The sequence below is a fragment of the Myxococcus sp. SDU36 genome, assembly GCF_030168875.1.
Taxonomy (GTDB): Bacteria; Myxococcota; Myxococcia; order Myxococcales; family Myxococcaceae; genus Myxococcus; species Myxococcus vastator.
The window spans coordinates 8,006,523-8,031,912 of sequence record NZ_CP077414.1; the positions used below are offsets into that span (position 1 = coordinate 8,006,523).

The 25,390-nt window shown below is 70.4% G+C and carries 22 protein-coding genes; 18 read left to right on the top strand and 4 right to left on the bottom strand.

The annotated features are described in order from the left end of the window. Window positions 1-8 precede the first annotated feature (8 nt). The gene (locus KGD87_RS32670; RefSeq protein WP_284664852.1) at window positions 9-2,612 is read right to left on the bottom strand and encodes a M16 family metallopeptidase; all 2,604 of its coding nucleotides are present in this window, start codon (window positions 2,610-2,612) and stop codon (window positions 9-11) included. A gap of 199 nt (window positions 2,613-2,811) precedes the next feature. On the opposite strand from KGD87_RS32670, the gene KGD87_RS32675 reads away from it, so the two are divergent. The 9 genes from KGD87_RS32675 to KGD87_RS32715 all read left to right on the top strand — a co-directional run bounded on the left by KGD87_RS32675 (window position 2,812) and on the right by KGD87_RS32715 (window position 13,320). After that, entirely contained in the window at window positions 2,812-5,073 is a 2,262-nt protein-coding gene (locus tag KGD87_RS32675) for a coiled-coil domain-containing protein (protein ID WP_284664853.1), read from the top strand. A gap of 13 nt (window positions 5,074-5,086) precedes the next feature. Further along, window positions 5,087-6,292 carry a radical SAM family heme chaperone HemW gene (gene hemW, locus KGD87_RS32680; RefSeq protein WP_284664854.1) on the top strand — a complete coding sequence of 402 codons (1,206 nt, stop codon included), beginning with the start codon at window positions 5,087-5,089 and terminating at the stop codon, window positions 6,290-6,292. Between the two features lie 34 nt (window positions 6,293-6,326). After that, the gene (locus tag KGD87_RS32685; protein WP_284664855.1) at window positions 6,327-7,157 is read left to right on the top strand and encodes a hypothetical protein; all 831 of its coding nucleotides are present in this window, start codon (window positions 6,327-6,329) and stop codon (window positions 7,155-7,157) included. Between the two features lie 16 nt (window positions 7,158-7,173). Further along, window positions 7,174-8,697 (top strand): DUF4388 domain-containing protein, encoded by a 1,524-nt coding sequence (locus KGD87_RS32690; RefSeq protein ID WP_284664856.1) that lies wholly within the window; start codon window positions 7,174-7,176, stop codon window positions 8,695-8,697. Window positions 8,698-8,872: 175 nt separating this feature from the next. Next, window positions 8,873-9,637, top strand: a complete 765-nt coding sequence (locus KGD87_RS32695; protein WP_284664857.1) for a TadE/TadG family type IV pilus assembly protein — start codon at window positions 8,873-8,875, stop codon at window positions 9,635-9,637. Further along, complete coding sequence (locus KGD87_RS32700; RefSeq protein WP_284664858.1) at window positions 9,613-11,184, top strand: TadE/TadG family type IV pilus assembly protein; 1,572 nt, start codon at window positions 9,613-9,615, stop codon at window positions 11,182-11,184. Before KGD87_RS32695 ends, KGD87_RS32700 begins: the two co-directional genes overlap by 25 nt. A 47-nt stretch (window positions 11,185-11,231) precedes the next feature. Beyond that, on the top strand, window positions 11,232-12,287 hold the full coding sequence (locus KGD87_RS32705; RefSeq protein ID WP_284664859.1) for a hypothetical protein: 1,056 nt from the start codon (window positions 11,232-11,234) through the stop codon (window positions 12,285-12,287). Next, window positions 12,281-13,144, top strand: coding sequence for a hypothetical protein (locus KGD87_RS32710; protein WP_284664860.1), 864 nt, complete (start codon window positions 12,281-12,283; stop codon window positions 13,142-13,144). Before KGD87_RS32705 ends, KGD87_RS32710 begins: the two co-directional genes overlap by 7 nt. Further along, entirely contained in the window at window positions 13,141-13,320 is a 180-nt protein-coding gene (locus KGD87_RS32715; protein ID WP_284664861.1) for a hypothetical protein, read from the top strand. The genes KGD87_RS32710 and KGD87_RS32715 overlap by 4 nt, the downstream gene beginning before the upstream one ends. Window positions 13,321-13,345: 25 nt before the next feature. Here KGD87_RS32715 and KGD87_RS32720 read toward each other — a convergent pair whose 3' ends face one another. Beyond that, entirely contained in the window at window positions 13,346-14,530 is a 1,185-nt protein-coding gene (locus KGD87_RS32720; RefSeq protein WP_284664862.1) for an ABC transporter substrate-binding protein, read from the bottom strand. 183 nt (window positions 14,531-14,713) lie between these two features. Here KGD87_RS32720 and KGD87_RS32725 point away from each other — a divergent pair, with 183 nt between their 5' ends. Genes KGD87_RS32725 through sufT form a run of 7 tightly spaced genes read left to right on the top strand, consistent with a single transcriptional unit; the run spans window position 14,714 to window position 21,013 of the window. Beyond that, window positions 14,714-15,226 carry an SUF system Fe-S cluster assembly regulator gene (locus tag KGD87_RS32725; RefSeq protein WP_284664863.1) on the top strand — a complete coding sequence of 171 codons (513 nt, stop codon included), beginning with the start codon at window positions 14,714-14,716 and terminating at the stop codon, window positions 15,224-15,226. Next, entirely contained in the window at window positions 15,223-16,659 is a 1,437-nt protein-coding gene (gene sufB / locus KGD87_RS32730) for a Fe-S cluster assembly protein SufB (protein ID WP_284664864.1), read from the top strand. The genes KGD87_RS32725 and sufB overlap by 4 nt, the downstream gene beginning before the upstream one ends. 2 nt (window positions 16,660-16,661) lie before the next feature. Next, window positions 16,662-17,444 (top strand): Fe-S cluster assembly ATPase SufC, encoded by a 783-nt coding sequence (gene sufC, locus KGD87_RS32735; protein ID WP_163783423.1) that lies wholly within the window; start codon window positions 16,662-16,664, stop codon window positions 17,442-17,444. After that, window positions 17,441-18,781, top strand: coding sequence for a Fe-S cluster assembly protein SufD (gene sufD / locus KGD87_RS32740; RefSeq protein WP_284664865.1), 1,341 nt, complete (start codon window positions 17,441-17,443; stop codon window positions 18,779-18,781). The genes sufC and sufD overlap by 4 nt, the downstream gene beginning before the upstream one ends. Continuing rightward, entirely contained in the window at window positions 18,778-20,001 is a 1,224-nt protein-coding gene (locus KGD87_RS32745; RefSeq protein WP_284664866.1) for a cysteine desulfurase, read from the top strand. The genes sufD and KGD87_RS32745 overlap by 4 nt, the downstream gene beginning before the upstream one ends. Further along, window positions 19,998-20,456: a Fe-S cluster assembly sulfur transfer protein SufU gene (sufU, locus tag KGD87_RS32750; protein WP_163783426.1), complete on the top strand. Its 459-nt coding sequence runs from the start codon at window positions 19,998-20,000 to the stop codon at window positions 20,454-20,456. Before KGD87_RS32745 ends, sufU begins: the two co-directional genes overlap by 4 nt. A gap of 14 nt (window positions 20,457-20,470) precedes the next feature. After that, the gene (gene sufT, locus KGD87_RS32755; protein ID WP_163783427.1) at window positions 20,471-21,013 is read left to right on the top strand and encodes a putative Fe-S cluster assembly protein SufT; all 543 of its coding nucleotides are present in this window, start codon (window positions 20,471-20,473) and stop codon (window positions 21,011-21,013) included. A 51-nt stretch (window positions 21,014-21,064) separates the two neighbouring features. Here the strand turns inward: sufT and KGD87_RS32760 are convergent, their stop codons facing one another. Then, window positions 21,065-21,736 carry a type 1 glutamine amidotransferase domain-containing protein gene (locus tag KGD87_RS32760; protein ID WP_284664867.1) on the bottom strand — a complete coding sequence of 224 codons (672 nt, stop codon included), beginning with the start codon at window positions 21,734-21,736 and terminating at the stop codon, window positions 21,065-21,067. Between the two features lie 120 nt (window positions 21,737-21,856). Between KGD87_RS32760 and KGD87_RS32765 the strand changes: the two genes are divergently transcribed. Together KGD87_RS32765 and KGD87_RS32770 are read left to right on the top strand one after the other, a co-directional pair. Then, window positions 21,857-22,975 (top strand): isoaspartyl peptidase/L-asparaginase family protein, encoded by a 1,119-nt coding sequence (locus KGD87_RS32765; protein ID WP_284664868.1) that lies wholly within the window; start codon window positions 21,857-21,859, stop codon window positions 22,973-22,975. A 71-nt stretch (window positions 22,976-23,046) separates the two neighbouring features. Next, window positions 23,047-24,420, top strand: coding sequence for an alpha/beta hydrolase family protein (locus tag KGD87_RS32770; RefSeq protein ID WP_284664869.1), 1,374 nt, complete (start codon window positions 23,047-23,049; stop codon window positions 24,418-24,420). A 15-nt stretch (window positions 24,421-24,435) separates the two neighbouring features. On the opposite strand, the gene KGD87_RS32775 is transcribed toward KGD87_RS32770, so the two are convergent. Further along, complete coding sequence (locus KGD87_RS32775; RefSeq protein ID WP_350100602.1) at window positions 24,436-25,386, bottom strand: hypothetical protein; 951 nt, start codon at window positions 25,384-25,386, stop codon at window positions 24,436-24,438. Window positions 25,387-25,390: the final 4 nt, after the last annotated feature.

Consider the following 25,390-nt stretch of genomic DNA (forward strand, 5'->3'; position numbering starts at 1 on the left):
CCGCTTCGCTACGGGCCGACGACGGCCATCGCGCTGCGGTCGAAGTTGATGATTCTGCGCGCCACATCGCGCACGTCGTCCGCCGTCACCGCGGCGACGTGGTCCGCGTAGTGGAGGAAGTTCTCCAGGCCCAGGCCGTAGCAGGTGTCCAGCGCCAGCACCGCCGCGCGTGAGCCGTTGCGCTGCAATCCAATCTCGTGCGTGCCGATGAGGTGCTGCTTGGCGCGCGCCAGCTCCTCGGCGGGGATGGGCTCGTCGCGCACGCGCTCCAGCTCCGCGCGGATGCCGGCCAGCGCCGCGTCCACCTTCTCCGGACTGGTGCCCATGTACGTGGCGAAGTAGCCCGGATCCACGCCTTCAATGGCGAACGAGCTGACGCTGTACGCCATGGAGCGCTTGTCCCGCAGCTCCACGAAGAGCCGCCCGCCCTGGCCGGACAGCACCGTGGAGAGCACCTCCAGCGCGTGCTGCCACGGGTCGCCCACCCGGCCGCCCGGGAAGCCGAGCACCAGGTGCGTCTGGGCCCGCGCCAGCACCTTCTTCGCCTCGCGAGGCCCCTCCAACGGCGCCTCCAGGGGCACCTTCGGCGGCGGGGCCGCCTTGCCGCGCGACGCGCCGAAGTACTCGCGCGCCAGCGCCATCACCTCGTCCACCTTCACGTCGCCCACCACGCTGAGCGTCAGTTGAGACGGGTCCATGTGCGCCGCGTGCCACGCGCGCAGCAACTCCGGCGTCAGCTTCTCCACGGACGCCTGCTCACCCGTGGTGGGCATCCGGTAGGGGTGCGTCTGATAGATGGTCTTGCTGAACAGGTCGAAGGCCACGCTGGACGGCTTGTCCTCGCGCGTGAGGATGTCCTGGAGCAGCAGCGTGCGCTCGCGGGCGACCTCGGCCTCCGGGAACGACGGGTTCAACACGCAGTCCGCGAAGAGGCGGAAGGCCGGCTCGAAGTGGCGCGACAGGAACTCACCGCGCAGGCCCACCGAGTTGCGTCCGCTCTGGCCCCCCAGGCTGCCCGCGAACGCGTCGATGAGGTCGGAGACCTCCTCCGCGTGGTGCGTCGGCGTCCCCCGCGTGAGGCTGCGGGTGAGCAGCGTGGTGATGCCGTTGTCCTCCGGCGTCTCGTAGCGCAGCCCGCCCGCGAAGGCGGCGCGGATGGCGAACAGCGGCACCGCCGGCTCCACGCGCACGATAATCGTCGCGCCCGACGGCAGCTTCTCCGTGATGATGTCGCTGGGGCCCGAACCCGTGCCCTTCAGGATGCGCACCGGCGAGTCACTCACGGCCACCTTGCGCGGCTTGCGCTCGGGCGGCGCCGCGGCGGGCTCGCGGTCCACGGCGTCCAGCACCTCGTGGACCTGCGCCTCCGTCAGCGGCGTGCCCTCCGGCAGCAGGCCGGTGACCACGGCGCGGTCGAAGCGCAGGTAGCGCTCGGCGGCGGCGCGCAGGTGCTCGGGCGTGAGGCCGCGCACGGCCTCGTAGTAGCGGGCCTCCGCCTCCAGGCTGCCCATTCCGGACTGGTAGAAGCCCATCTTCCGGGCCACGCCCTGCACCGTCTCGCGCTGGTACACGGCCTCCGCCTCCACCAGCGCCTTGGCCGTGGCCAGCTCCTCCGCCGTCACCGGCGTGGCGCGCAGCGTGGCCAGCCCCCGCGCCGTCTCCTCCAGCGCCCGGACGGCGTTGGCGGGCTGGAGCGTCAGCGACGCGGAGAAGATGCCCGGGTCCGTGGGCGTATAGGCGAACGTGTGGATGTCGTTGACCAGGTTGTGGCGGCGCTTCACCTCGCGCACCAGCCGGGACGCGTCGCCCTGGCCGGCAATCATCGCCAGCACGTCCAGCGCGGGCACGTCCGCGTGGTCCGCCTGGGGAATCCCGAAGGCCAGGTGGAGGTAGGCCTCCTTCACCTCGTCCGGGCGCAGCAGGATGCGCCGGCCCGCGGCCACCGGCTCTGGGGCGCGCGCCACCCGGCCCTCATACGGCCGGCCCCAGTCGCCGCCGAAGATGTCGTCCACCCACTCGCGCAGGTCCGCCTCGCGCAAGTCACCGGCCACCGACAGCACCAGGTTCTTCGGCGTGTAGTGACGGTGGTAGAACTCCAGCACCCGCTCCCGCGTGAAGCCGCGCACGCTCTCATCGGTGCCGATGACGGGCAGCCGGTAGGGGTGCACCTGGTAGGCGGTGGAGAAGAGGTCTCGGGAGGCGCGGCGGGACGGCGTGTCCTGGCTGCGCTTGATTTCCTCGCACACCACCTCGATTTCGCGCGACAGCTCGCCCGCGTCGAAGGCCGACCGGCGCACCGCATCCCCCAGGATGTCCAGGCCCATCCGGGCGAACTGGCTGGCGATGACGATGTGGTAGACGGTCTGGTCGTAGGAGGTCCAGGCGTTGATTTCGCCGCCATGGGACTCCACGTCCCGGGCGACCTCACCGGGGCCGCGCCGCTCGGTGCCCTTGAAGAGCATGTGCTCGTGCAGGTGGGCCAGCCCCGCCTGGTCCGGCCGCTCGTCGGCGCTCCCGGCCTTGACCCAGACCTGGAAGGCCGCGACCTTGGCGGCGTGCTGCTCCTCGAAGACGACGGTAAGCCCGTTGGGTAGCGCGTAGCGGATGGCCATGGAAACCTTCGAAGGTGTCACCGGCCCCCTGGGAGGGCAAGGCGAGGTGTGATGTTTTCCCTCACTGGCTAACGCCCGGGAGCCTCGGCGTCGAGGAGACTGTACGGCTGCCGTCTGACCGGATGGATGGACTTCGGACGCGCACCTGCCCACGCGTCTCTGGTGGCGCGCCCGTCCGGGGGGTAACCTGCGCCCGCCCATGCCGTCACCTCCGGAAGAGGTGGATCCGCTCGCGGACCTGCGCGAAAGCCTGGACCTGGAAGACACCGGTGCGTCGGCGGCCCCTGCCGCCCCCGCCCCCGTGGCCTCCAGGCCCTTGCCGAAGCCACCGCCCTCGGCTCCACCGCCCGCCGCTCCACCTCCGCTGCCGCCGCGCCGCCCGGCCGCCCCCCTGGCCGCCGTGCCCAAGGGCACGGGAGCGCCCGCGTCCCCGAAGGCGCCCGCGTCCCCGGCCGCCGCCGCTCCTGCCCCCGCCGTCCGCGCCGCGAGGACCCCGGGGAATGATCCATTCGGTGAGCCGCCCGAAATCCGGATGCCCATGGGCGGCTCGCCCGAGGACAAGCTGGAGTACTTCCGGGCCGTGGTCCGCCAGAAGACAGAGACGCTGGCGCGGGCCCGCACGCTGTACGCGGAGCGCGACGGAGAGCTCCACGGCGTGAAGCAGTCGCTGACGCTGGCGCGCAAGGAGCTGGCGGAGTCGAAGGCCAGCGTCTCCGCCTTCCAGGACGAGCTGGCCCGGGCGGCGGCGGAGTCCCAGTCGCGGCTCGCCAGCCTCCAGGAAGAGCTCACCGCGGTGGAGGCGGACCGCAAGGACCTGTCGCGCGCGCTGGCGGAGGTGGAATCCGACGTGCCGCGCCTGACGTCGGAGCTCCAGGAGGAGCGCGAGGCCCGCGGCGCGGTGGCCGAGGAGCTGATTGGCGCGAAGGAGGCGCTGTCGCTGGCCCAGGACCGCGTGGCGGAGCTGGCCGCGGAGAAGTCCGAGGCCCAGGGCGCCCTGGAGGCCGTCCAGGAGCAGTACCAGCAGGCCATCGCCGACGTGGAGCGGCTGACCACCGACCTGGAGGCGGCGTCGGCGGAGAAGGACTCGCTGGGCCTGCGCGCCGCGCAGCTGGAGGCCGCGCTGGCGGAGGCCCAGTCCGGGCTGAGCGCGCTGGAGAGCGAGAGCGACTGGTCGAAGAGCTCGCTGGAGGAGGCCCAGGGCCGCGCGGGCACGCTGGAGGCCGAGCGCGACGAGGCGCGCAAGCAACTGGCCGTGGTGGAGGACGGGCTGCGCACCCTGCAGGAGCAGGTGGCGGAGCTGGAGCGCTCGCTGGCGTTGAAGGACGCCGAAATCGTGGGCCTGCGCGCGGCCCTCACCGCCCGCACCACCGAGGCGGCGGAGCTGCCCGCGCTGCGCCAGGCGCTGGAGGCGCGCACCGCGGAGCTGACCCAGCTCAAGGCGAAGCTGGCGGCGGAGGCGGTCAAGGCCGAGGAGCGCTCACAGGCCCTGGAGGAGGGCCTGGCGCAGGCCAGTGAGCGGGCGCAGCTGGCGGAGGGCGAGGCCGCGGCGCTGAGGGAGGCGCTGGAGGCCGCCGAGGTGGAGCAGGTGTCGCTGCGCGACCGCATGGAAGCGGACGCGGCGGCGCTGGGCGAGGCGGTGCAGCAGGCCGAGACGAAGGTGACGGAGCTGACGGCGGCGGTGGAGGCCGCGCACGCGGACCATGCGTCGTGGAAGGAGCAGCTCGCCGCGGTGGAGCTGAAGGCGGCCACCAAGGACGCCGAGCGCGTCGGCCTGTCCGCCCGGGTGTCCATGCTGGAGGCGGCGTCCGCGCAGCGCGAGGCGGAGCTGGTGCGCCTGCAAGCAGAGGTAGCGAAGGCCCACGAAGCGCTGTCCCTGGAGCGGGCGCGGCGCGAGGCGTCGGAGGCCGAGCGCACCGACGCGGAGGTGAAGGCGGCCCAGGCCGAGGCCCAGGTGGAGTCGCTGTCGGCGGGGCAGGGCGGCGCCGCGGCGCAGGTGGCCGCGCTCACCGAGGAGCTGGAGGCCGCGCGCGCCGAGGCGGACAAGGCAGAGCGCCTCCAGGGCCGGCTGAAGATGATGGAGGGGGCCCTGGAAGGCGCGAAGGCCCAGGCCGCGACGGCCAGCGGCAAGTCGGACGCGGCGCGCGCGGCGGCCGAGGCGAAGCTGGCGCGCGCGGAGGCGTCGCTGAAGGCCGAGGCGCAGAAGCGGGCCGACGTGGAGGCCTCGCTGCAAGCGGAGCAGGAGGCGCGGCAGGCGCTCGAGGTGAAGCTGGCGGAGCAGCCGGGGACGCCTTCTCAGCGCGCGGGTGCGCCAGCGGACTGGGAGGCGGAGCGCGAGCAGCTCAAGGCGGACGCGGCCAACCTCAAGCGCAAGCTGGTGGCGGCCGAGACAGCGCTCGAGAACGCGGCGGGGTACAAGGCGAAGATTGCCCGGCTGGAGGCGCAATTGAAGGGCAAGAGGTAGAGGTTTCCCCTTCATGCCTTTCGACGCGCCAGTGGATGTCCTCACGGGAATGCCGGCGGCCCGCTTCGGGCTGTACCTGCACTTCCCGTATTGCCTCGCGAAGTGCCCGTACTGCGACTTCGCGGTGGCGGTGGCGCGGCAGGTGCCGGAGGAGCGCTACGCCCGCGCGGTGCTGGCGGAGCTGGACGCCCGGCTGGCCGCCGAGCCCTCGCTCGCGGGGAAGGTGCTCGACTCTATCTTCCTGGGCGGTGGGACGCCGTCCCTGTGGCACCCGCGCTACGTGGCCCAGGTGCTGGACGGCCTCGCCGCGCGGCTGCGGGTGGCGCCCGGCGTGGAGGTGTCGCTGGAGGGCAACCCGGAGCGCGCGGACGCGGAGCGCTTCGCGGGCTACCGCGCGGCGGGGGTGAACCGGCTGTCCTTGGGGGTGCAGTCCTTCCAGCCGGAGACGCTCAAGGCGCTGGGGCGCGCGCATGACGCGGCCATGGTGGAAGGGGCCGTGGACGCGGCCCGGAGCGCGGGCTTCCCGGTGGTGTCCATGGACTTCATCTATGGCGTGCACGGGCAGACGGTGGCGCAGGTGGAGGCGGATGCGCGCCGGGCGGTGGCGCTTTCTCCCGAGCACCTGTCCACCTACGCGCTGACGGTGGAGCGCGACGTGCTGGCGGAGGACACGCCCCTGTCGAAGCGGCTCAAGCGCGGCGAGCTGGCGCTGCCGCCCGACGACACCGTGGTCGACATGGCGCGGGTGGTGCGCGAGGTGTACGGGGCGGCGGGCCTGCACCGCTACGAGGTGTCCAACCACGCGCGGCCGGGGTGCAGCTCGCGCCACAACGCGCTGTACTGGACGGGCGGGGAGTACCTGGCGCTGGGCGTGGGGGCCACGGGCATGTTGCTGTCGCCTCAGCCGCACCGGTACGTGAACCTGCGCAGCGCGGAGCGCTACCTCGTGGAGGCGGAGGCGGGGCGGCTGCCTGAGGAAGGCCGCGAGCCGCTGGGCCCGGAGGAGCTCTTCGCGGAGCGCCTGGCCATGGGCCTGCGGCTGGTGTCGGGCGTGGACTGGGAGGCCGTCTGTCAGCGATATGGGCAGCCGGTGGAGCCCCGGCGGGCGGAGGTCGCGCGGCTGGTGGCGCATGGCTTCGCGACGCTGCGGGACGGGCGGCTGGCATTGACGGAGAAGGGCGCGGACGTCCACAGCGCCGTGTGCGCGCGGCTGCTCTAGGACGGCGTCCACCGGAACGGATTTCGAGAGGCATATGAGCAAGTGGATACTGTGGCTGTTCCTCACCCTGCTGACGGGCAGCCCGCTGCTGTCGCTGGGCCTGATTCTCGTCATCATCTTCGTCGCGGACCGCTTCACCTGGCAGGTGCTGCCCAGCCCGGTGCGCCTGCTCAAGCGCTTCCAGCGCGCGGGGCAGCTGGCGGGCACCATCCTCACCAACCCGCATGAGCGGCGCGCGCGGCACGAGCTGGCGGACATCCGCGTGGAGCAGCGCCGCTACGCCGAGGCGGTGGACATCCTCAAGCCCAACCTGGAGGCGGGCGACGAGGACGTGGACACGCTGTACCTGCTGGGCGTGGCCTACCTGGGCGCCGGTGATTCCCAGCGCGGCGAGCTGCTGCTGGACGAGGCGGCGAAGCTGGACGCGGACCACAAGCTGGGCGCCATCGACCTGGAGCGCGGACGCTTCCGGCTGAAGCGCGGCGACGTGGCGGGCGCGGTGGAGGCGCTGGAGCGCTACTGCCAGGTGCGGCACGGCACGGTGGAAGGCCGCTACCTGCTGGCCAAGGCCCTGCGCCGGGCGGGCCGTGGTGATGACGCGAAGCGGATGCGTGACCTGGCCTGGGGGGAATACGTGGTGGCGCCCCGGTTCCAGCGGCGCCGGGAGCGCAAGTGGGCCTGGCGCGCGCGGCCCAGCCGGCCGTTGATGTACGCGGCGGCCGTGGCCCTGGTGCTGGGGGGGCTGGCGTCCGTGTTGCCCCGGTTCGGAATGACCCCGGAGCGCGGCTACGGTGGCCGCTACGACGCCGGCGCGTATGGCGAGCCACCCAGCGCGTCGGGGATGGAGGAGTACCTGGGCGAGTAGCGCTAGGCTCTCGCCCATGTTCCCCACGCCGTCGCAGGTCCTCCGCCAGCGGGAGGGAGTGCTGGCCGATACGCCGTTCCCCCTGCTGCTTCACGCGCTGATGGCGGAGGAGCGCACCTGTACGTTGGAATTGAAGGTGCGCCAGCGGGAGAAGCGCATCGTCTTCGAGGACGGCGCGCCGGTGGCGTGCCAGTCCAACCTCCTCCACGAGACGCTGGGCAAGTACCTGGTGGAGAAGGGCAAGCTGTCGGAGACGGACTACCAGAAGGCGCTGTCGGAGAGCATCTCCGCGGAGGTGCCGCTCAGCGGCCTGCTGGTGCAGAAGGGCCTCATCAGTCCCTTCGATTTGTACAAGCAATTGCAGGCGAACCTGGCGCACAAGCTGCTGGACTGCTTCCGCTGGGTGGACGCGAAGTACCGGCTCATCGCCGACGTGGAGCCTCCGGACGCCAGCGTGCGGACGAACACGGGCCAGCTCATCCTCACGGGCGTGGCCAATGTGATGCCGTTCGACGCGGTGGCCACGCACTTCACCTTCACGGACGAGCGCCGCTTCGGGCAGATGCCGGGCACGGAGGCGGGGCTGAAGCTGTCGTCGAAGGACGCGCGGCTGTTCCAGGCGCTCCGGCTGAGGCCCACCTTCGGCGAGCTGATGGAGCGCACCGGCTTCGACACGGAGATGGTGCTCCGGCGCCTGTACGCGCTGTGCCTGCTGGAGGTCGCGGGCTTCGCGGAGGACGTGGACGCGAAGGCGGCCCGGCTGAGCGCGGGGACGGCGGCGCCCGAGCCGGTGGCGCCTCCCGTGGCGGCGCCGGCTCCACAGGGGACGCCGTTCTCCGACGAGGACGAGGCGGCCCGTGATGCCCTGGTGAGCGCCTTCATGTCGCACCGGAGCAAGGACCCCTTCGCGCTGCTGGACGTGCCCGAGGACGTGCAGCCGGTGCCGCTGCGCAAGGCCTTCCTGGCCCTGGCGGACCGGTACGCGCCCCTGCGCTTCCATACGCCGGAGCTCCGCGAGAAGGCGGAGGTGCTGCTGGCGGCCCATGCGAAGGCGTTTGGCGCGCTGTCGGACGCGGAGCAGAACCTGCTGTGGCGCAAGCGGCGCGCGGCGCATCGGGAGAAGGACCGGGGCACGCGGCCCACCACGGCCGAGCAGTTCCGCATCCGCACGGACCTGCTGGACGCGACCACGCAGTTCGACGAAGCGAAGCGCCGGCTGGCCGCGAGGAACCACGCGGGGGCCTTCGAGTACTTCGAGTACGCCTGCGACATCGACCCGAAGCCGCTGTACCAGGCCTACCGGGCCTACGCGCGCTACCTGATGAAGCCGGAGGCGCACGGGCGGCTGGCGCAGCAGGAGCTGCAGGAGGTGCTGCGCCAGGAGCCCTCGCTGGAGGAGGGCTGGGCCTTCCTGGGTGAAGTGGCGCAGGGCGAAGGCCAGTGGGGCCAGGCCGAGGACGCGTTCCGCAGGGCGTTCAAGCTGAACCCGAAGAACCGCCGCTACGTCGAACTCATCCAGGAGCTTGTCCGGCGGCGTTAGGCAGCCCCTGCCTGGTTGCCTGTCTGACAGGGTTTGTCTGGTGTTGGGTTTGGGGCCATTTCCAGCCCCCGCGGGTGGTGTCTGTCTGAAGTCCGACAGTGGATGCCATTATTTGCGGGCCGGGAGGGGGCTGGGTTTTTCTTTTTGCGGGGATCGCTGGGTAGTCTTTGTGCCCATGGGCAGTCATCGTGAGAGGAATCAGTCGGGCCAGGCGGCCGTGGAGGCTGCCATTGTCCTCCCCCTGTTCGTCTTCCTCATCCTGGGCATCCTGCAGTTGGGGTTGATGCACCAGGCGCGGCTGCTGACCAAGTACGCCGCCTACAAGGCCGTGCGGGCTGGGGCGCTGAACAGCGCCAAGGTGGACGTGATGGAGAAGGCCGCGCTCGCGGTGCTGTTGCCGCTGCTGAGCGTACCGAGCGGCGTGCAGAACCGCGCCCACATCCCCCCGGTGGGCAGCGCCGCGGAGTTCCAGCAGAAGTGGCAGGACCTGCGAGGCAACCAGATTCCCGGCACGTCGCTCAAGCACGCGGAAGTCACCATCTGCGGGCCCACGCGGGGCGACGTCGGCGGGGGCGGCCCGGAGCTGGACTTCGATGACCCCCGGAACACCGCGCCCACCGGTTGGAGGGAGAGCCACCGCACCAAGCTGCGCGTCCAGGTGACGTTCAACTACCGGATGATCATCCCCTTCGCGGACTGGGTCATCTACCAGTCCACCCGCGGCCGGAAGATGACGTCCGTGCTGCGCATGCAGGGCGAGACGCCCGAGGGAGACGGTGCTCCCGACCGCACGGAGTCGCTGCTGGAGGCGGCCGCCGCTCAGCGCATCTTCATCTCCCCCATCCGCGCCACCTACACCATGCGGATGCAGTCCAACTTCTTCCTCAACCGGGCAGCCCTGCCAGGGAGCAACGAATGCGCCTTCCCCTTCGCCTATTGAGTCCCAAGGCCCGGAGACGCGCGCAGCGGGGGCAGGCCATCGTCCTGGGGGCGCTGTCCTTCCTGGTGCTGGCGTTGATGGTGACGCTGAGCTTCAACCTCGCGCACGCGCTGCGCCAGAAGATGGGCCTGCAGCAGCACAGCGACGCGCTGGCCTACTCCATGGCTGTCCTGGAGGCGCGGTCGCTCAATTACTATGCGGTCAGCAACCGGGGCATCGCTGCTTCCTACGTCGCGATGAACAGCATCCATGCCTACATGGCGGCGTCGAGCGTGACGGGTGAGATGATGCGAGCCTCGGCGAAGAACTTCAACGCCATCGCGCTCATGGAGCTCGCCAAGTGCTTCTCCTGCTACACCTGCGCGGTGCACTGCGCCCACGCCGCCGAGGCGAAGAAGATCGCCGGCGAGTTCGACAAGGCGGGGCAGGACTACGACCAGAAGGTCCGCTCGCTCGAGTCCAGCTTCAACGCCGCGGTGCGAGGGGTGGACCTGATGGTCGACAACCTCCACGCCTCCCAGCGCGAGGCCCATTCCCAGACGCTCCAGGCGGTGCGGGATGGACGCAGCCACGGCCTGTCGCTGTTGACTCAGTACAGCGTCCCCGGGGCCAGTGACCTCTCGCAAGCGGTGGGGGGACTCAACGCGAACGAGTTCAACTGCGCGGTGGATGGAATGGACTGCCGGAACAGCGTCGAGAACGCCTCTCCGGATGCATTGGCGCGGGTGATGACCGAAATCGCCAATGCCACCCGCTCGGACTGGGGCGCCAACCGCGGCTACAAGGGGGACCGGCTGGGCCTCATGAAGCCTTCCTATCTGCACCCGGACTTCTTCAGCGAGCTCCGGGACATCCCGGACCAGGGCTCCTACCGGGTACTCGAACACGAGGGGACCTCCAAGACGGTCCAGAACAAGTCCGAGGTCAACAGCGGTGGAAAGCGGGGGGGCAACTCAGGGACGACGAGCGCCGCGCAGGAAGAGGGCCGCATCCTTCACACCTGGCGGCACGGCTTCACCTGGACCAGCAGCTATGAGGCGGGCGTCTGGAGCGACGCCAATGGCGGCGGCCACGAGCCGGATGGCGCGCATTCGGGCTCGCACAACTTCGAGGGCGTCAACGCGAACGCGCTGTCGGGCTGCGCCCGTTCAGGCAACTGCTTCATGAAGTTCCGCGCCAACCCGTCCTCGGCGCGTGACTGGGGTCAACCTCGCGTCTACAGCTACCTCACGCGGCAGCTTCGGGTGGGCGACCCGAAGCGGGCGCCCTGGGAGCTGAATTCATCGGCGCAGGTGCGGCTGGACCATGGTGCCCAGGGCTCGGCCTCGCTCACGCTCGCGGCGCAGGAGGGCGTGGCCATCTCCAAAGCGCTTGTCTATTACCATCGCTTTGGCGCGAATGGCTGGCGCGAGGCCCCCAACCTCTTCAGCCCCTACTGGCGCGCGAAGCTGCATCCCATCAGCTCCGATGAGGCCGCGGAGGTGCTGAACGCAGCGGGGAACACCGACGCGTCGCGGTTGGCGCAGGTCCCGGGGGTGTCTCTGTGACGCGGGCGTCCCGTCGAGGCGCCGCCTCCGTGGAGATGGCGGTGTGCATGCTCGTCATCATCCCCGTGTTCCTCTACTCACTGTTCCTCTTCGACCTGCTGCGCCACATGCTGGACTCGCAGGAGACTTCGCTCACCACCGCGTGGGACTACACCGTCCTCGACTACGAGAAGGAACCTGAGTCGGTGGCGACGGAAGACGGCGGGACGACGACGGAGGCCTTCTCCGGCTTCGAGATGGCACAGGCCTACTCGCGGTACATGTACTGCGACCATGAGTCGGGGCTCGACAGCTACGGGCCGGGGAAAGGGCCGGAGTGTCAGAACGACGAATCCCACCACACCGACGTCGTCGCCCATGCCTGCTGGCTCAACCCCGGCGGGCAGCAGGTGTACTGCACGCTGGATGCACAGGCCGTGGGCGCGTATGGCGTGTCGCTCCACCAGTCCTTCATGGACACCTTCGGCCGAGGTGGCCTCATCCGCTGCTCCGCGCGCCTGGGCGTGCAGAACTACCTGTTGCCGGAGACGTTCCTTCCGGAGTTCTCCCGCGTGAAGTTGGCGAAGGAGACGCAGGACCGGGCCAACGGCGTCCATAACAACGCGACGGGCAACGGAGACCCCGGCTCCCACGGCCGGGGCGACAACGTCTACCTGCTCCCCTGGGAGCAGATTGCCATCCTCACCGACACCTGGGCGCTCACGGAGCACGCCGACGTGCGGCCGGGTACACCCGGGGGGAGAGGCCTGCACGAGCGTGTCATCCAGCTCTATCAGAACGATGACAACCCGGCCTTCTCGCAGATGTCCTCGGCCGTGGAGGGGCTGGTGAGCCAGGCCATTGGCTCCAGTCTCCTGCACCAGGGCCTGCGGTTGCGGCCCCGGGGCTACAAGACGCCGGGAGATGATCCTCGCAATCCCAGCCTCTCCATCAAGCCCCACGAAGGCGGAGGTGGCGTTGAAGAGGAGATTGAGCAGCAGGGCGGGAGCCGCCAGGGCTACTTCAGCAGTGAGTGGCAGGACTGGGACGGCGACAACAACCAGCGCTCCTATGAGGCGCGCGGCAACTGGTACCTGGGTTGCGCGAGGTCGGAGTCGTGCTGACGCCTGTTGCCGCCACGCGCCCCGTTGTCCGGATTCCCGCGCTGCTCTTCTCCGTGGCGGTGGTGGGCGGCCTCATCGGCTTCTCCTGGGAGCACGCCATCTACCGGGGCAGCGACAGCAGCCAGGAGTGGAGCCCGCCGGAGCTGGGCACCGACGTGGAGACAGCCTCCCGGAGCTGGGTGCGCACGCCCGCGGAGGAGGCCATCCTCCAGCGGGCACTGGTTCACTTCCCGCCGTACCCCAACGCCACCCGCCCGGAAGCGCTGGCCGCTGACTACCTGGGGCCCGAGGCGCCCATGGCGGTGGCGTGGTTCTCCACCCAGGACGCGCCCGCGAAGGTCCTGGAGCACTACACGCAGGCCCTGCTCGCCAAGGGGCTGCCGGTGCTGCACCAACGCCACGGAGAGAAGGGCGGCTACGTGGGCTACTGGAGCCCCGCCACGGAAGAGGTGCGGCTGGTGTCCACGCTGGCCCAAGGCGGTGAGACGCTGGTGTTCGTGTCCTCCGGTCAGGTGGGGCCCATGTTGCAGCGCGCGGCGGCCGTGCCCGGCTGGCTTCCCGTGCCCGCTGAACTCGCGGAGACCCGGACCGTGAACTTCAACATGGAGGGCGCCTCGCACCACGTGGTGACGGGCCAGCTCCAGGCGGACTCGCCGGCCGAGGCGGCGCGGCGCTACGGCGACCTCTTCCGCGAGCGCGGCTGGCAGGTGGGGACGCCCGCTCCCGTGGAGTCGAATGGCGTCGGGTTCGAAGTGCTCAAGGAGTCCGTGAGTGGCCGCGCGGTGCTGCGCGGCCGCTCGCCGGGCCCGGGAGTCGAGGTCCAGCTCACGCTGCTACGCCGGAGCGTTGCCCCATGAGGAAGTCCCCGCGTCAGTCACGGGCCGCTCGCGGCCAGTCCATGGTGGAGTACGCCATCGTCACCGCGGCCCTGCTGGGCTTCAGCACGATGGGGTGGCCGTTCCTGGTGGCGCTCTTGAACGCGCTCCACCGCTACTTCAACTCCATCTACTACGTCATCCAGGCCCCCATCTGAGGCGCGGGGGCCTGGGTGCCCAAGGCTACGGCGTCACCGTGGTGACGAACTCCGCCTTGCCACCGGAGACCTTGAGCACCACGGCCTCCTTCACCGCGTCGCGGTTGGCGTCCAGGGTGATTTTCCCCGCCACGCCCGGGAAGTCCTTCGTCGCCGCAATCGCGTCGCGCAGCGAAGGGCCGCTCAGGTCCGGCGCGCGCTTCATGGCGTCAATCGTCACCCGCGCCGCGTCGTAGGCCAGCGCGGCCACGCTGTCCGGCACGCTGCCGTAGGTGGCCTTGTAGCGGGCCAGGAACTTCTGGAGCACCGGGTCCGGGTTGCCCGGCGAGTAATGGTTGGAGAAGTAGCTGCCCTCCAGCGCGGAGCCGCCCAGCTCGTACAGCTTGTCGGAGTCCCAGCCGTCGCCGCCGAGCAGCGGCACCTTGAGCCCGATTTCACGCGCCTGCCGCGCGATGATGCCCACGTCCGTGTAGTAGCCAGGGACGAAGACGGCGTCCGGCTTCAGCCGCTTGAGGGACGTGAGCTGCGCGCGGAAGTCCGTGTCGCCCTTGGAGTAGCTCTCCTCGCCCGGCACCTCGCCGCCGAACGCCTTGAACTTGTCCGTGAACACGTCCGCCAGGCCCATGGAGAACGCGCTCTTGTTGTCGCGCAGCACCGCCACGCGGGACAGCTTCAGGTTCTCCCGCGCGAACTTCGCCATGACGAGACCCTGGAAGGGGTCGATGAAGCAGACGCGGAAGATGTAGTCGCCCTTCTGCGTCACCTCCGGCGCGGTGGACGTGGGCGTCACCATGGGCACCTGGCCCGCCTGCGCCTTCTCCGCCATGGCCATGGACACCGACGAGGCCGCCTCGCCCAGAATCGCCACCACCTTGTCCTGGGTGATGAGCCGCGTCACCGCCTGGGCGCCTTCCTCCGGCCGGCCCTGGCTGTCGTAGACGCGCACCTGGAGCTTCTTGCCCTTCACGCCGCCCGCCTCGTTGGCCTCCTTCAGCGCCAGCTCGATGCCGTTGCGCGCGGACACCCCGAAGGTCGCCTCGCTGCCCGTGAGGCTGCCGACCTCTCCCAGCAGAATCGTGTCCGAGTCCACCGGAGCGGCCGGTGCCCCGGTCGCCTGTCCCTCCGGCGAGGGCGCGGCGGGCGCGTTCTTCTTCTCGCAGGCCACCACGGCCAGGGCCAGGGTCGCGAGCAGCATCAGGGGACGGCGCATTGGCAATATTCCTCCGGGGACGGTGACGTCACCCTATCCCTCTCCCCTCCGCCCTCCAACCAGCGGCGCTTCAGGGAGGGATTCAAATTGCAATGTGGACTAAAACGGTCCTGATTACGTAAGAGGTCAACGTGGCCCGAGGTTTTTCGGCGCCTGGAACCCAGAGAGGAGACACCCGCACCCATGCTCCGGATGAGCAAGATGACCGACTACGGCATCGTGCTGATGACCGAGCTGGCTCGCGCGGAGGGTGACACGCGCACCACCCGTGAGCTGGCGGCGCGCACGCGCGTGCCACTTCCCTCGGCCAGCAAGGTGCTCAAGGGCCTGCTCCAGGCGGCGCTCGTGGTGTCGCACCGTGGCGCCAACGGCGGCTACGGGCTGGCGCGCCCGGCCCATGAGCTGTCACTGGCGGAGCTCGTCTCCGCGCTCGAAGGGCCGGTCGCCCTCACGGAGTGTGGCGTTCACACCTCCGGCGGTGCGCCCTGCGAGCTGGAGTCCGTCTGCCAGGTGCGGGGCCACTGGCGCTTCATCAACAACGCCATCCAGGAGGCCCTGGGGCGGCTGACGCTGGCGGACCTCATCGCCCCCGCGCCTCGCGTGCCCGAGCGCCTCGTGGGCCTGGGGACATCCTCTCGCCCGGCGCCTTCCCCGGCCGCTGGCCAACCCCCTTCCGCGACAGGAGTCCGCTCATGAGCACCGAAACCCTCCAGGAACTGACGCGCCGCCCGTATGCGGCGGGCTTCGTCACCCAGGTGGAGTCGGACACGTTTCCCCCGGGGCTGGACGAGGACGTCATCCGCCAGCTCTCCGCGAAGAAGGGCGAGCCGGAGTTCCTCCTCGACTGGCGCCTCAAGGCCTTCCGCCACTGGAAGACGATGCGGGAGCCCACGTGGCAGGCTGTCACCTACGCGCCCATCGACTACCAGGCCATCCGCTACTACTCGGCGCCGAAGCAGAAGCCGGTGAAGGCCAGCCTGGACGAGGTGGACCCGGAGATTCTGCGCACCTACGAGAAGCTCGGCATTCCGCTGCATGAGCAGAAGCTGCTGCAGAACGTGGCGGTGGACGCCGTCTTCGACTCGGTGTCGGTGGCCACCACGTTCAAGGACAAGCTGGCCAAGGCGGGCGTCATCTTCTGCTCGTTCTCCGAGGCCGTGCGCGAGCACCCGGAGCTGGTGAAGAAGTACCTGGGCACCGTCGTGCCGTACTCGGACAACTACTTCGCCGCGCTCAACTCGGCCGTCTTCAGCGACGGCTCGTTCGTCTACATCCCCAAGGGCGTGCGCTGTCCCATGGAGCTGTCCACGTACTTCCGCATCAACGCGGCGGAGACGGGCCAGTTCGAGCGCACGCTCATCGTCGCGGAGGAGGGCTCCCACGTGAGCTACCTGGAGGGCTGCACGGCCCCCCAGCGCGACACCAATCAGCTCCACGCCGCGGTGGTGGAGTTGGTGGCGCTGGACAACGCCACCATCAAGTACTCCACGGTACAGAACTGGTACCCGGGCGACGCGGAGGGGCGCGGCGGCATCTACAACTTCGTCACCAAGCGCGGCATCGCGCACCGGGCGGCGAAGATTTCGTGGACGCAGGTGGAGACGGGCTCGGCGATTACGTGGAAGTACCCGAGCGTCATCCTCAAGGGGGATGACTCGGTGGGCGAGTTCTACTCGGTGGCGCTCACCAACAACATGCAGCAGGCGGACACGGGCACGAAGATGGTGCACATCGGGAAGAACTCCCGCAGCACCATCGTGTCCAAGGGCATCTCCGCCGGCCGCGGACAGAACACGTACCGCGGGCTGGTGAAGGTGCTCAAGAGCGCCCAGAACGCACGCAACTACACGCAGTGCGATTCGCTGCTGCTCGGTGACAAGTGCGGCGCCCACACGGTGCCGTACATCGAGGTGAAGAACGCGTCGGCGCAGGTGGAGCACGAGGCGTCCACGTCGAAGATTGGCGAGGACCAGCTCTTCTACTGCCGGCAGCGGGGCATCTCGCAGGAGGACGCGGTGTCGATGATCGTCAACGGCTTCTGCCGCCAGGTGTTCAAGGAGCTCCCGATGGAGTTCGCGGTGGAAGCGCAGAAGCTGCTCGGAGTGAGCCTGGAAGGGAGCGTGGGGTAGGTATGGCGCTATTGACTGTTCGCAACCTGCACGCCCGCGTGGCGGGCAAGGACATCCTCAAGGGCATCGACCTGGAGGTCGCCCCCGGTGAGGTTCACGCCATCATGGGCCCCAACGGCTCCGGGAAGAGCACGCTGGCCAGTGTGCTGGCGGGCCGTGACGGCTACGAGGTGACGCAGGGCGAGGTGCTGTTCGACGGCAAGCCGCTGCTGGAGCTGTCGCCCGAGGCCCGCGCCGCCGCGGGCGTGTTCCTCGCCTTCCAGTACCCGGTGGAGATTCCGGGCGTGGGCAACATCCACTTCCTGCGCACCGCGCTCAACGCGCAGCGCCGCTCGAAGGGGTTGGAGGAGCTGGACGCCATGGACTTCCTCCAACTGGCCAAGGAGAAGTCGAAGCTGGTGCAGCTCGACGCGGCCTTCATGAACCGCTCGGTGAACGAGGGCTTCTCCGGCGGCGAGAAGAAGCGCAACGAGATTTTCCAGATGGCGGTGCTGGAGCCGCTGCTGGCCATCCTCGATGAGACGGACTCCGGCCTGGACATCGATGCGCTGCGCACGGTGGCCGGCGGCGTCAACGCGCTGCGCTCGCCCGAGCGCGGCATGGTGCTGATTACGCACTACCAGCGGCTGCTCGACTACATCGTCCCGGACAAGGTGCACGTCATGTCGGCGGGCCGCATCGTCCGCTCCGGGGGCCGTGAGCTGGCGCTGGAGCTGGAGCAGAAGGGCTATGGCTGGCTAGGCCTGGACGGCGCCAAGGCGTCGGCGGCGGAGGCACGGCGATGACGGCGGCCCTGGCGCACTACCTGGACGTGGCCACGCGCTTCCAGGCGGCGCCCGAGCAGGCGTCCGCGCCACAGTGGCTCAAGCGCCTGCGCGCCGACGCCCTGTCCCACTTCGAGCGGCAGGGCCTGCCCACGACGCGTGACGAGGCGTGGAAGTACTCCCGGCTGGGGTCCATCGCGGAAGGAACGTTCCTTCCACGGACGGGGGCGTCCCGGGACACCGCCCACCTGTCGGCGGTGGTGGAGCGGCTGGGCCTGCCGGGGCCCCGGTTGGTGTTCGTGGACGGGCGGCTGGCGCCGGAGCTGTCGTCCGTGGCGGGCCTGCCGCGCGGGCTGACGCTGAAGCCGCTGCGGGACGCGGTGCGCGAGGACGGCGAGCTGCTGGAGTCCCTGCTGGGGCAGCGGGCCCTGGCGAAGGAGCACGCCTTCACCGCGCTCAACGCGGCGCTGCTGGAGGAGGGCGCGCTGCTGCGGCTGGCGCCGGGCGCGCTGAGCGAGGTGCCCGTGCAGTTGGTGTTCCTCACGCGCGGCGACGCGCCGGTGCTGTCCAGCCCGCGCATCCTCGTGGTGGCGGAGGAGAGCAGCGAGGCGACGCTGGTGGAGACGTATGCCAGCGCGGGCCCCGCGGGCTCGGCGGCGACGTTCACCAACGCGGTGACGGAGGTGACGCTGGGCGACAACGCCAGCCTCCACCACTACAAAGTCCAGGTGGAGGCGGACGCGGCGCTGCACCTGGGCGCGCTCCATGCCCGGCAGGGGCGGGACAGCCGCTTCGCGTCGCATGCCTTCTCCTTTGGCGGGGCCATGGCGCGCAACGAGGTCCACGCGGCCTTCGCGGGCGAGGGTGGCGACGCGACGCTGAATGGCCTGTACGTGGGGCAGGGCGCGCAGCACCTGGACAACCGCACGGCGCTGGACCACGCGGTGCCCCGGTGCACCAGCCGTGAGCTGTACAAGGGCGTGCTGGACGACCAGTCACGCGGCACCTTCCACGGGCTCATCCGCGTGCGGCAGGACGCGCAGCGCACGGACTCGCGGCAGCAGAACCGAAACCTGCTGCTGTCGGAGTCGGCGCAGGCGGACGCGCGGCCTCAGTTGGAAATCTTCGCGGATGACGTGAAGTGCGCGCACGGCGCGGCGGTGGGGCGGCTGGACGCGCAGGCGCTGTTCTACCTGCGCTCGCGCGGCGTGCCCCAGGCGGAGGCGGAGCGGCTGCTCACCTACGCCTTCGCTCGCGAGGTGGTGGAGGCGGTGCCCGCAGGCCCCGTGCGCGCGAACATCGAGGCGCTCCTGGCCTTGAAGCTGCCGGGCGCGGCGCAACGCGAGGTGACGGCATGAGCGGCTTCGACGTGAAGAAGGTCCGCGAGGACTTCCCCATCCTCCACCAGGAGGTGCGGGGCCGGCCGCTGGTGTACCTGGACAGCGCCGCCACGGCGCAGAAGCCGCAGGCCGTCATCGACGCGCTGGTGCGCTTCTACCAGCACGACAACGCCAACGTGCACCGCGGTGTCCACGTGCTCTCCGAGCGCGCCACGGAGGCCTACGAGGGCGCGCGAGAGGCGGTGCGCCGCTTCATCAACGCCCGGGACGCGAAGGAAATCGTCTTCGTGCGTGGCACCACCGAGGCCATCAACCTGGTGGCGCAGACGTACGGGCGCGAGCACATCGGCGCCGGGGACGAGGTGCTCATCACCCAGATGGAGCACCACGCCAACATCGTCCCCTGGCGGATGCTGTGCGAGCAGACGGGCGCCGTGCTCAAGGTCATCCCCGTGGATGACCGGGGCGAGCTGGTGCTCGACGCCGTGGACGCGCTGCTGACGGAGCGCACGCGCATCCTCGCGGTGACGCAGGTGTCCAACGCGCTGGGCACCGTGGTGCCGGTGAAGGAGCTCACGCGGCGGGCCCACGCGAAGGGCATCCCCGTGCTGGTGGACGGCGCGCAGGCGGTGACGCACTTCCCCGTGGACGTGCAGGACCTGGGCTGCGACTTCTACGCCTTCAGCGGGCACAAGATGTTCGGCCCCACCGGCATCGGCGTGCTGTACGGCCGCAAGGAGCGCCTGGAGGCGATGCCGCCCTACCAGGGCGGCGGCGACATGATCCTCTCCGTGACGATGGAGAAGGTGACGTACAACCGGGTGCCGTACCGCTTCGAGGCGGGCACGCCCAACCTGGAGGGCGCGGTGGGCCTGGCGGCGGCCATCCGCTACCTGGAGGCGCTGGGGATGGAGAACGTCGCCGCGCACGACCGGGAGCTGCTGGCCTACGCCACGCAGGCGCTGGAGTCGGTGCCGGGGCTGCGCATGGTGGGCACGGCGCGAGAGAAGTCCGCCGTGCTCTCCTTCATGCTGGCGGAGGTCCACCCGCACGACGTGGGCACCATCCTGGACCGTGAGGGCATCTGCATCCGCACGGGCCACCACTGCGCGCAGCCGGTGATGCAGCACTTCAAGGTGCCGGCCACGTCCCGGGCGTCGCTGGCGCTCTACAACACGCGCGAGGACGTGGACGCGCTCGTCCGCGGCCTGCACAAGGTCCTGGAGGTGTTCCAGTGAGTGCGTCGGATGACTTGAAGGACCTCTATCAGGAGGTCGTGCTGGAGCACTCGAAGCGGCCGCGCAACTACCGCGTGGTGGAGGGCGCCACCGCGGAGGCGGCGGGCCACAACCCGCTGTGCGGCGACCAGTTGGTGGTGACGCTGAAGGTGGAGGGCGGCGTCATCAAGGACGTGGCCTTCCAGGGCCAGGGCTGCGCCATCTCCAAGGCGTCCGCGTCGTTGATGACGGGGGCGGTGAAGGACCGGACCCGCGCGGAGGCGGAGGTCATCTTCGAGCGCGTCCACAAGCTGGTGACGGAAGGTCCGGAGTCGGTGGACGTGGACGCGCTGGGCAAGCTGGCGGTGCTGTCCGGCGTCAGCGAGTTTCCCGCGCGGGTGAAGTGCGCCAGCCTGGCCTGGCACACGCTGCGCGCGGCATTGGAGGGACGCGGCGAGGCCGTGTCCACGGAGTAGGGGTGGAGGGCCACATGCGAGGAATGATGGCGGTGTTGGAGCGCGACGTGTCCGCGACAATCATCCCCAGCGGAGACCGGGTGGTGCTGCCCGGGGGCTCCGAGCTGCGGGTGACGCAGACGCTCGGCGGCAATCTCACGGTGCAGGACCCCTACGGTCAGCTCTTCCGCATCGACGAGAAGGACGGCGGCGCGCTGGGGGAGGAGTACGCCCCCAAGGAGCGGGCCGCCGGCGACGCCAGCGAGTTCAACGAGGAGCAGGTCTGGGAGCAGCTTCGCACGGTGTATGACCCGGAGATTCCGGTGAACATCGTGGAGCTGGGCCTGGTGTACGCGTGCAAGGCGGAGCCGCTGCCGGAGGGTGGACAGCGCGTGGACATCCAGATGACGCTCACCGCGCCCGGCTGCGGCATGGGGCCGGTGCTGGTGGAGGACGTGCGCACCAAGGTGGGCTCGGTGCCCGGGGTGGCGGAGACGCGCGTGGAGCTCGTCTGGGACCCGCCCTGGGGGCAAGAGCGCATGTCGGACGTGGCGCGGCTCCAGCTCGGGTGGATGTAGCCGTGGGACGAAGGCCCTCGGCGGACCGCTTCGCCAAGGGCCGGTGACGTCTCAGCGCAGGGCCAGCCGTCGCGCGCCCAGGCCGAGCGCCGCGGTGGCCAGCGTCCCGGCGAGCAGCTTCGGCCACAGGGCGGGCGCTGCCTGGCGCACGGGCACCATCGGCGCGCGAGCGGAGACCTCCGGCATCTTCTCCGCGAAGAGCTCCACCATGCCCTTGATGAACGCGAACATCTGTCGCGGTCCCGGGCTGGAGACCCAGTTGCCATCGCGCATCACCGGCTCTTCCACCCACCGGCCACCCGCGTTGCGCACGTCGTCGCGGATGCCCGGCCACGCGGCCAGCGCCCGGCCCTCCACGAGGCCCGCCGAAATCAGGACCCAGGGGCCATGGCAGATGACGGCGATGGGCAAGTCCAACGCGTCGGCGTCCCGCACGAAGTCCAGGGCGAGCGCGCTCTGCCGCAGCAGGTCCGGGTTCACGAGCCCTCCCGGGAGGAGGACCGCGTCGAAGTCCGCCGCCTTCACCTCGCGCAGGGACGCGTCCACGTTGACCTTCTTCCCCGGAACGAGGTGGTTCATCCCGCGGATGCGGCCCTTGTGGGGGGACACAATCGTCACCTCGGCGCCCTGCCGCTCCAGCTTCTTCACCGGCGCTGTCAGCTCCACCTGCTCGAAGCCATCCGCCGCGAGCACGGCCACTCGCAACCCTCTCAGCTTCCTCATCGCGCTCACCTCGCTGTGTCGGAACGGTTGTCGTTCTCGACACTGTGCATTCTCCCCGGCCCCCGCGTTGTGCCTCCCTGGAGGGCGTGCTACCGACGGAGCGCTCTGGAGGTCTCTCGAATGTCCGTCGCTTCCGTTCCCCTCCGCCGTGCGCTCATCCTGGGTGCAGTGATGCTGCTTTCGCCCATGGGCTGTGCCACCCGTACCGGGGTTGCTCGTACCGACAGCGAGCAGCCGACCTCGCATGACGCGCCAGCGCCCAAGCCGAAGTGGGGGCTGGTCATTCACGGCGGCGCGGGTGTCATCTCCCGGGAGAATCTCTCCCCGGAGCGCGAGGCCGAGGTCCGGGCCGCGCTGACCCAAGCGCTCCAGGCGGGACATGGGGTGCTGGCCAGTGGCGGCTCCGCGCTGGATGCCGTGAGCGCCGCGGTCCGCATCCTGGAGGACGCTCCGTATTTCAACGCGGGCAAGGGCGCCGTCTTCACGCACGACGGCGTCAACGAGCTGGACGCCGCCATCATGGACGGCACGACGCGCAAGGCGGGCGCCGTGGCGGGCGTGCGGCGCGTGAAGAATCCCCTCTCGCTGGCGCGGCTCGTCATGGAGCAGTCGCCGCACGTGATGATGGTGGGGGAGGGCGCCGAGTCCTTCGCCAAGTCGCGGGGCGTGGAGCTGGTGGACCCGAAGTACTTCTACACGGAGGACCGCTGGCAGGGCCTCCAGCGCGCGCTGGAGAAGGAGCGCGCGCGGCAGCAGCCGTCCTCCGCGCTGCCGGCGGGGTATGACCCGGTGAGCGGAGACCACAAGTTCGGCACCGTGGGCGCGGTGGCCCTGGACCAGACGGGCGCGCTCGCAGCGGCCACGTCCACGGGGGGCATGACGAACAAGCGCTACGGCCGCGTGGGGGATGCGCCCATCATCGGCGCGGGGACGTACGCGGACGCGCGCTGCGCCGTGTCCGCCACCGGCCATGGCGAGTTCTTCATCCGCTACACCGTGGCGCGCGACATCTGCGCCCGCGTGGAATACCAGAACGTGCCGTTGCCGGAGGCCGCCAACGTCGTCATCAACGACGTGCTGGTGAAGGCCGGCGGCGAGGGCGGCGTCATCGCGATGGACCGCGAGGGCAACGTGGCCATGCCCTTCAACTCCGCCGGCATGTACCGCGGCTACGTGGGCAAGGACGGCGAGCCCGCCGTGGCCATCTTCCGGGATGCGGCGGAGGCTGCCGCGAAGTAGCGCGAAAAACGCTTGCCCCCCTTTCAAAGTTCTCGCCGCACGGTGTCATCAGGGACATGCGTCCCCTCTTGATGACAGTCCTCGGTGCCGTCCTCCTGGGCGGCTTTCCTGTGGCGTGTGACGGCGGCGGCTCGGAGCCGTCCGAGGATGGCGGCGTCTCCATCCCGGATGCTGGCGCCTCCGAGCTCACGGTGACGGTGCTGGGCACGGGCCAGGCCACGCTCGAAGGCGAGGTGTGGACCTACCAGCTCTTGCGCCTGGAGGAGGCCGGCAAGGCCCCGGCCTATGCGCAGTGGTTCCCGCCCCGGAGCCCCGGCGCCTGGCCCGTCATGGTGCTCACGCGTCCCTATGACGGCATCGCCTGGACGGGCGAAGCCGTGGACGAGCGGTGGGCGGCGCGGCCCAACGGGCTGTACCTGGACGACAGCGAGCCGAACTTCGACGGTGGCGCGCACTACATCGCCTATTCGCAGAGCACGCCGGAGACCGTCGCGTCGGAGGCCTTGCTCTACCTGCGCCACGACTTCGGCGTGCTGGCCATCTTCGGCCGCTTCTACGCGGGGGGCAGCATCCAGAACGACCGCGACGACATGCACGCGGGGATGCGCTTCCTCACCCAGGCCGAGGGCGTGGACCGCGAGCGCATTGGCATCGTCGGTGGCTCGTGGGGCGGCTTCGAGGCGCTGTACGCCGCGGCGGATGCACCGGCCGAGGTCCGTCCGAAGGTCGGCGTCGCCCTCTACCCGCTGTCGGACTTCGAGCACCAGGTGAACTACCTGGACGTCACCGTGCCGGCGCGCGTGAGCGACCCCGCGGTGCGCTTCAACTACGAGACCTTCTTCGAACCGTACAGCCGCCGCATCTTCGCCACCACGGGAGGTCGTCCCAACGCCCCGGGCGCGGACTACAGGCGGTGGACCGCGGCGCACGTGGCCTCGACGCTGGAGGTGCCCTTCCTCGTCGTCCACGAGGACCGGGACGCGCTCGTGCCCTATGAGCAGACGCAGGCCCTGGTGGCGGCGGCGGGCAGCAGGGTGACGCCGCTCTACGTGCTGCACGGAACGCCGGCGGACTGGAACACCTCACCCTTGAATCATGGCCCCCTGGTGGAGACCTACGCGGGGGCCATCACCCCCATCTACCTGGGGCACCTGCTGACGGCGCTCGCGTCGCCCACGCAGCACGTCATCGTCCCATATCTCCAGGCCCACCTGCGCACCTGGCTTCAGGACGTGCGCGACTTGAAGCGGCAGGGGCTGGACATGGAGGCCGCGGCGCCACGGCTGCACACGCTCACGGACGCCCGGGTGCTGATGGTCGAGGTGAGCGCCGGTCGCGTCGTCAGTGGGGCGGCGTTGATGGCGGAGGAGGTCAACGCCGTGTGGGGCACTCCGTACACGGCGACCACCATCCGGGACGCGCTCGGGGTGGGGTTGCCCCCCTGAGCGCGCCGTGAGGCGTCAGTCCCGGCCACCGCGGCGTCCACCGTCGCCGCGGCGGTGCCCTCCGCCGGGCGAGGCGCCGTGCCGTCCGCCGGGCCCACCGGGTGACGCCCGGTGGTAGTTGCCATTGCCCCCGCGGTTGCCGTTGTTGCCACGGTAGTGCTGACGCACCGGGCTGGGGCCGCGCCGGTAGTTGTACCCGGGGCGGTAGACATGGTGTCGCACCGCCGGGTAGCGGCGCCAGGAGTGCGTGAAGTAGTGCGGGTGCCGGCGCGCCACGGTGACGTGGGCGTGGCGGTAAACGGGCACCGTGACACGCACCGAGCCCCGGTTGGCCCAGCCGCCAGCGGAGAAGTACCAGGACGGCCCGCGGCGCATCCAGCGGGACGACACATAGACGAGCCCAGGACGGGGCGGGGCGGCCCACATTCCACCCACCCACACGTAGTTGGCGCCGGCCCAGTACCAGTAGCCGGGCGTCCAGACGTAGGAGGGGGCTGGCGGTGCCGGCGCGTGCTCGACGCGGAGCGGCGGAGGCGCCTGCTGCGTGGTCAGCTCCTCGCTCGCCACGGCGATGGGAATCTCCACCACCGGGGAGTCATGCCGGGCCCAGCCGCCGGACACCCACCGCCACATCCGGCCGTCCGGCTCCCAGTAGCCGTTGATGAACCGGTAGCCGTCCATGGGCGCCAGCCAGGTGCCGGCGTTGAAGCGCCACTCGCTACCGTCCCAGTACCAGTGGCCGGAGGCCCAGACGGCGCCCGCGAAGGGCCGGGCCGAGGCGTTCTCCGCGGGGAGCTGCGGCGGGGCGGAGGGCGCCATGGGCGCCGTGTCCTCGTCCTCGAACTCCGTGTCGTCGTAGGCGTATTCGGAATATCCAGGCTCTGACGCGGGGACCGGCGCGGTCTGCGCGTGAACCATGGGCGCCGCCAGCAAGGTCACCAGACAAGCCCACCATCGAGGAGTCATCGCG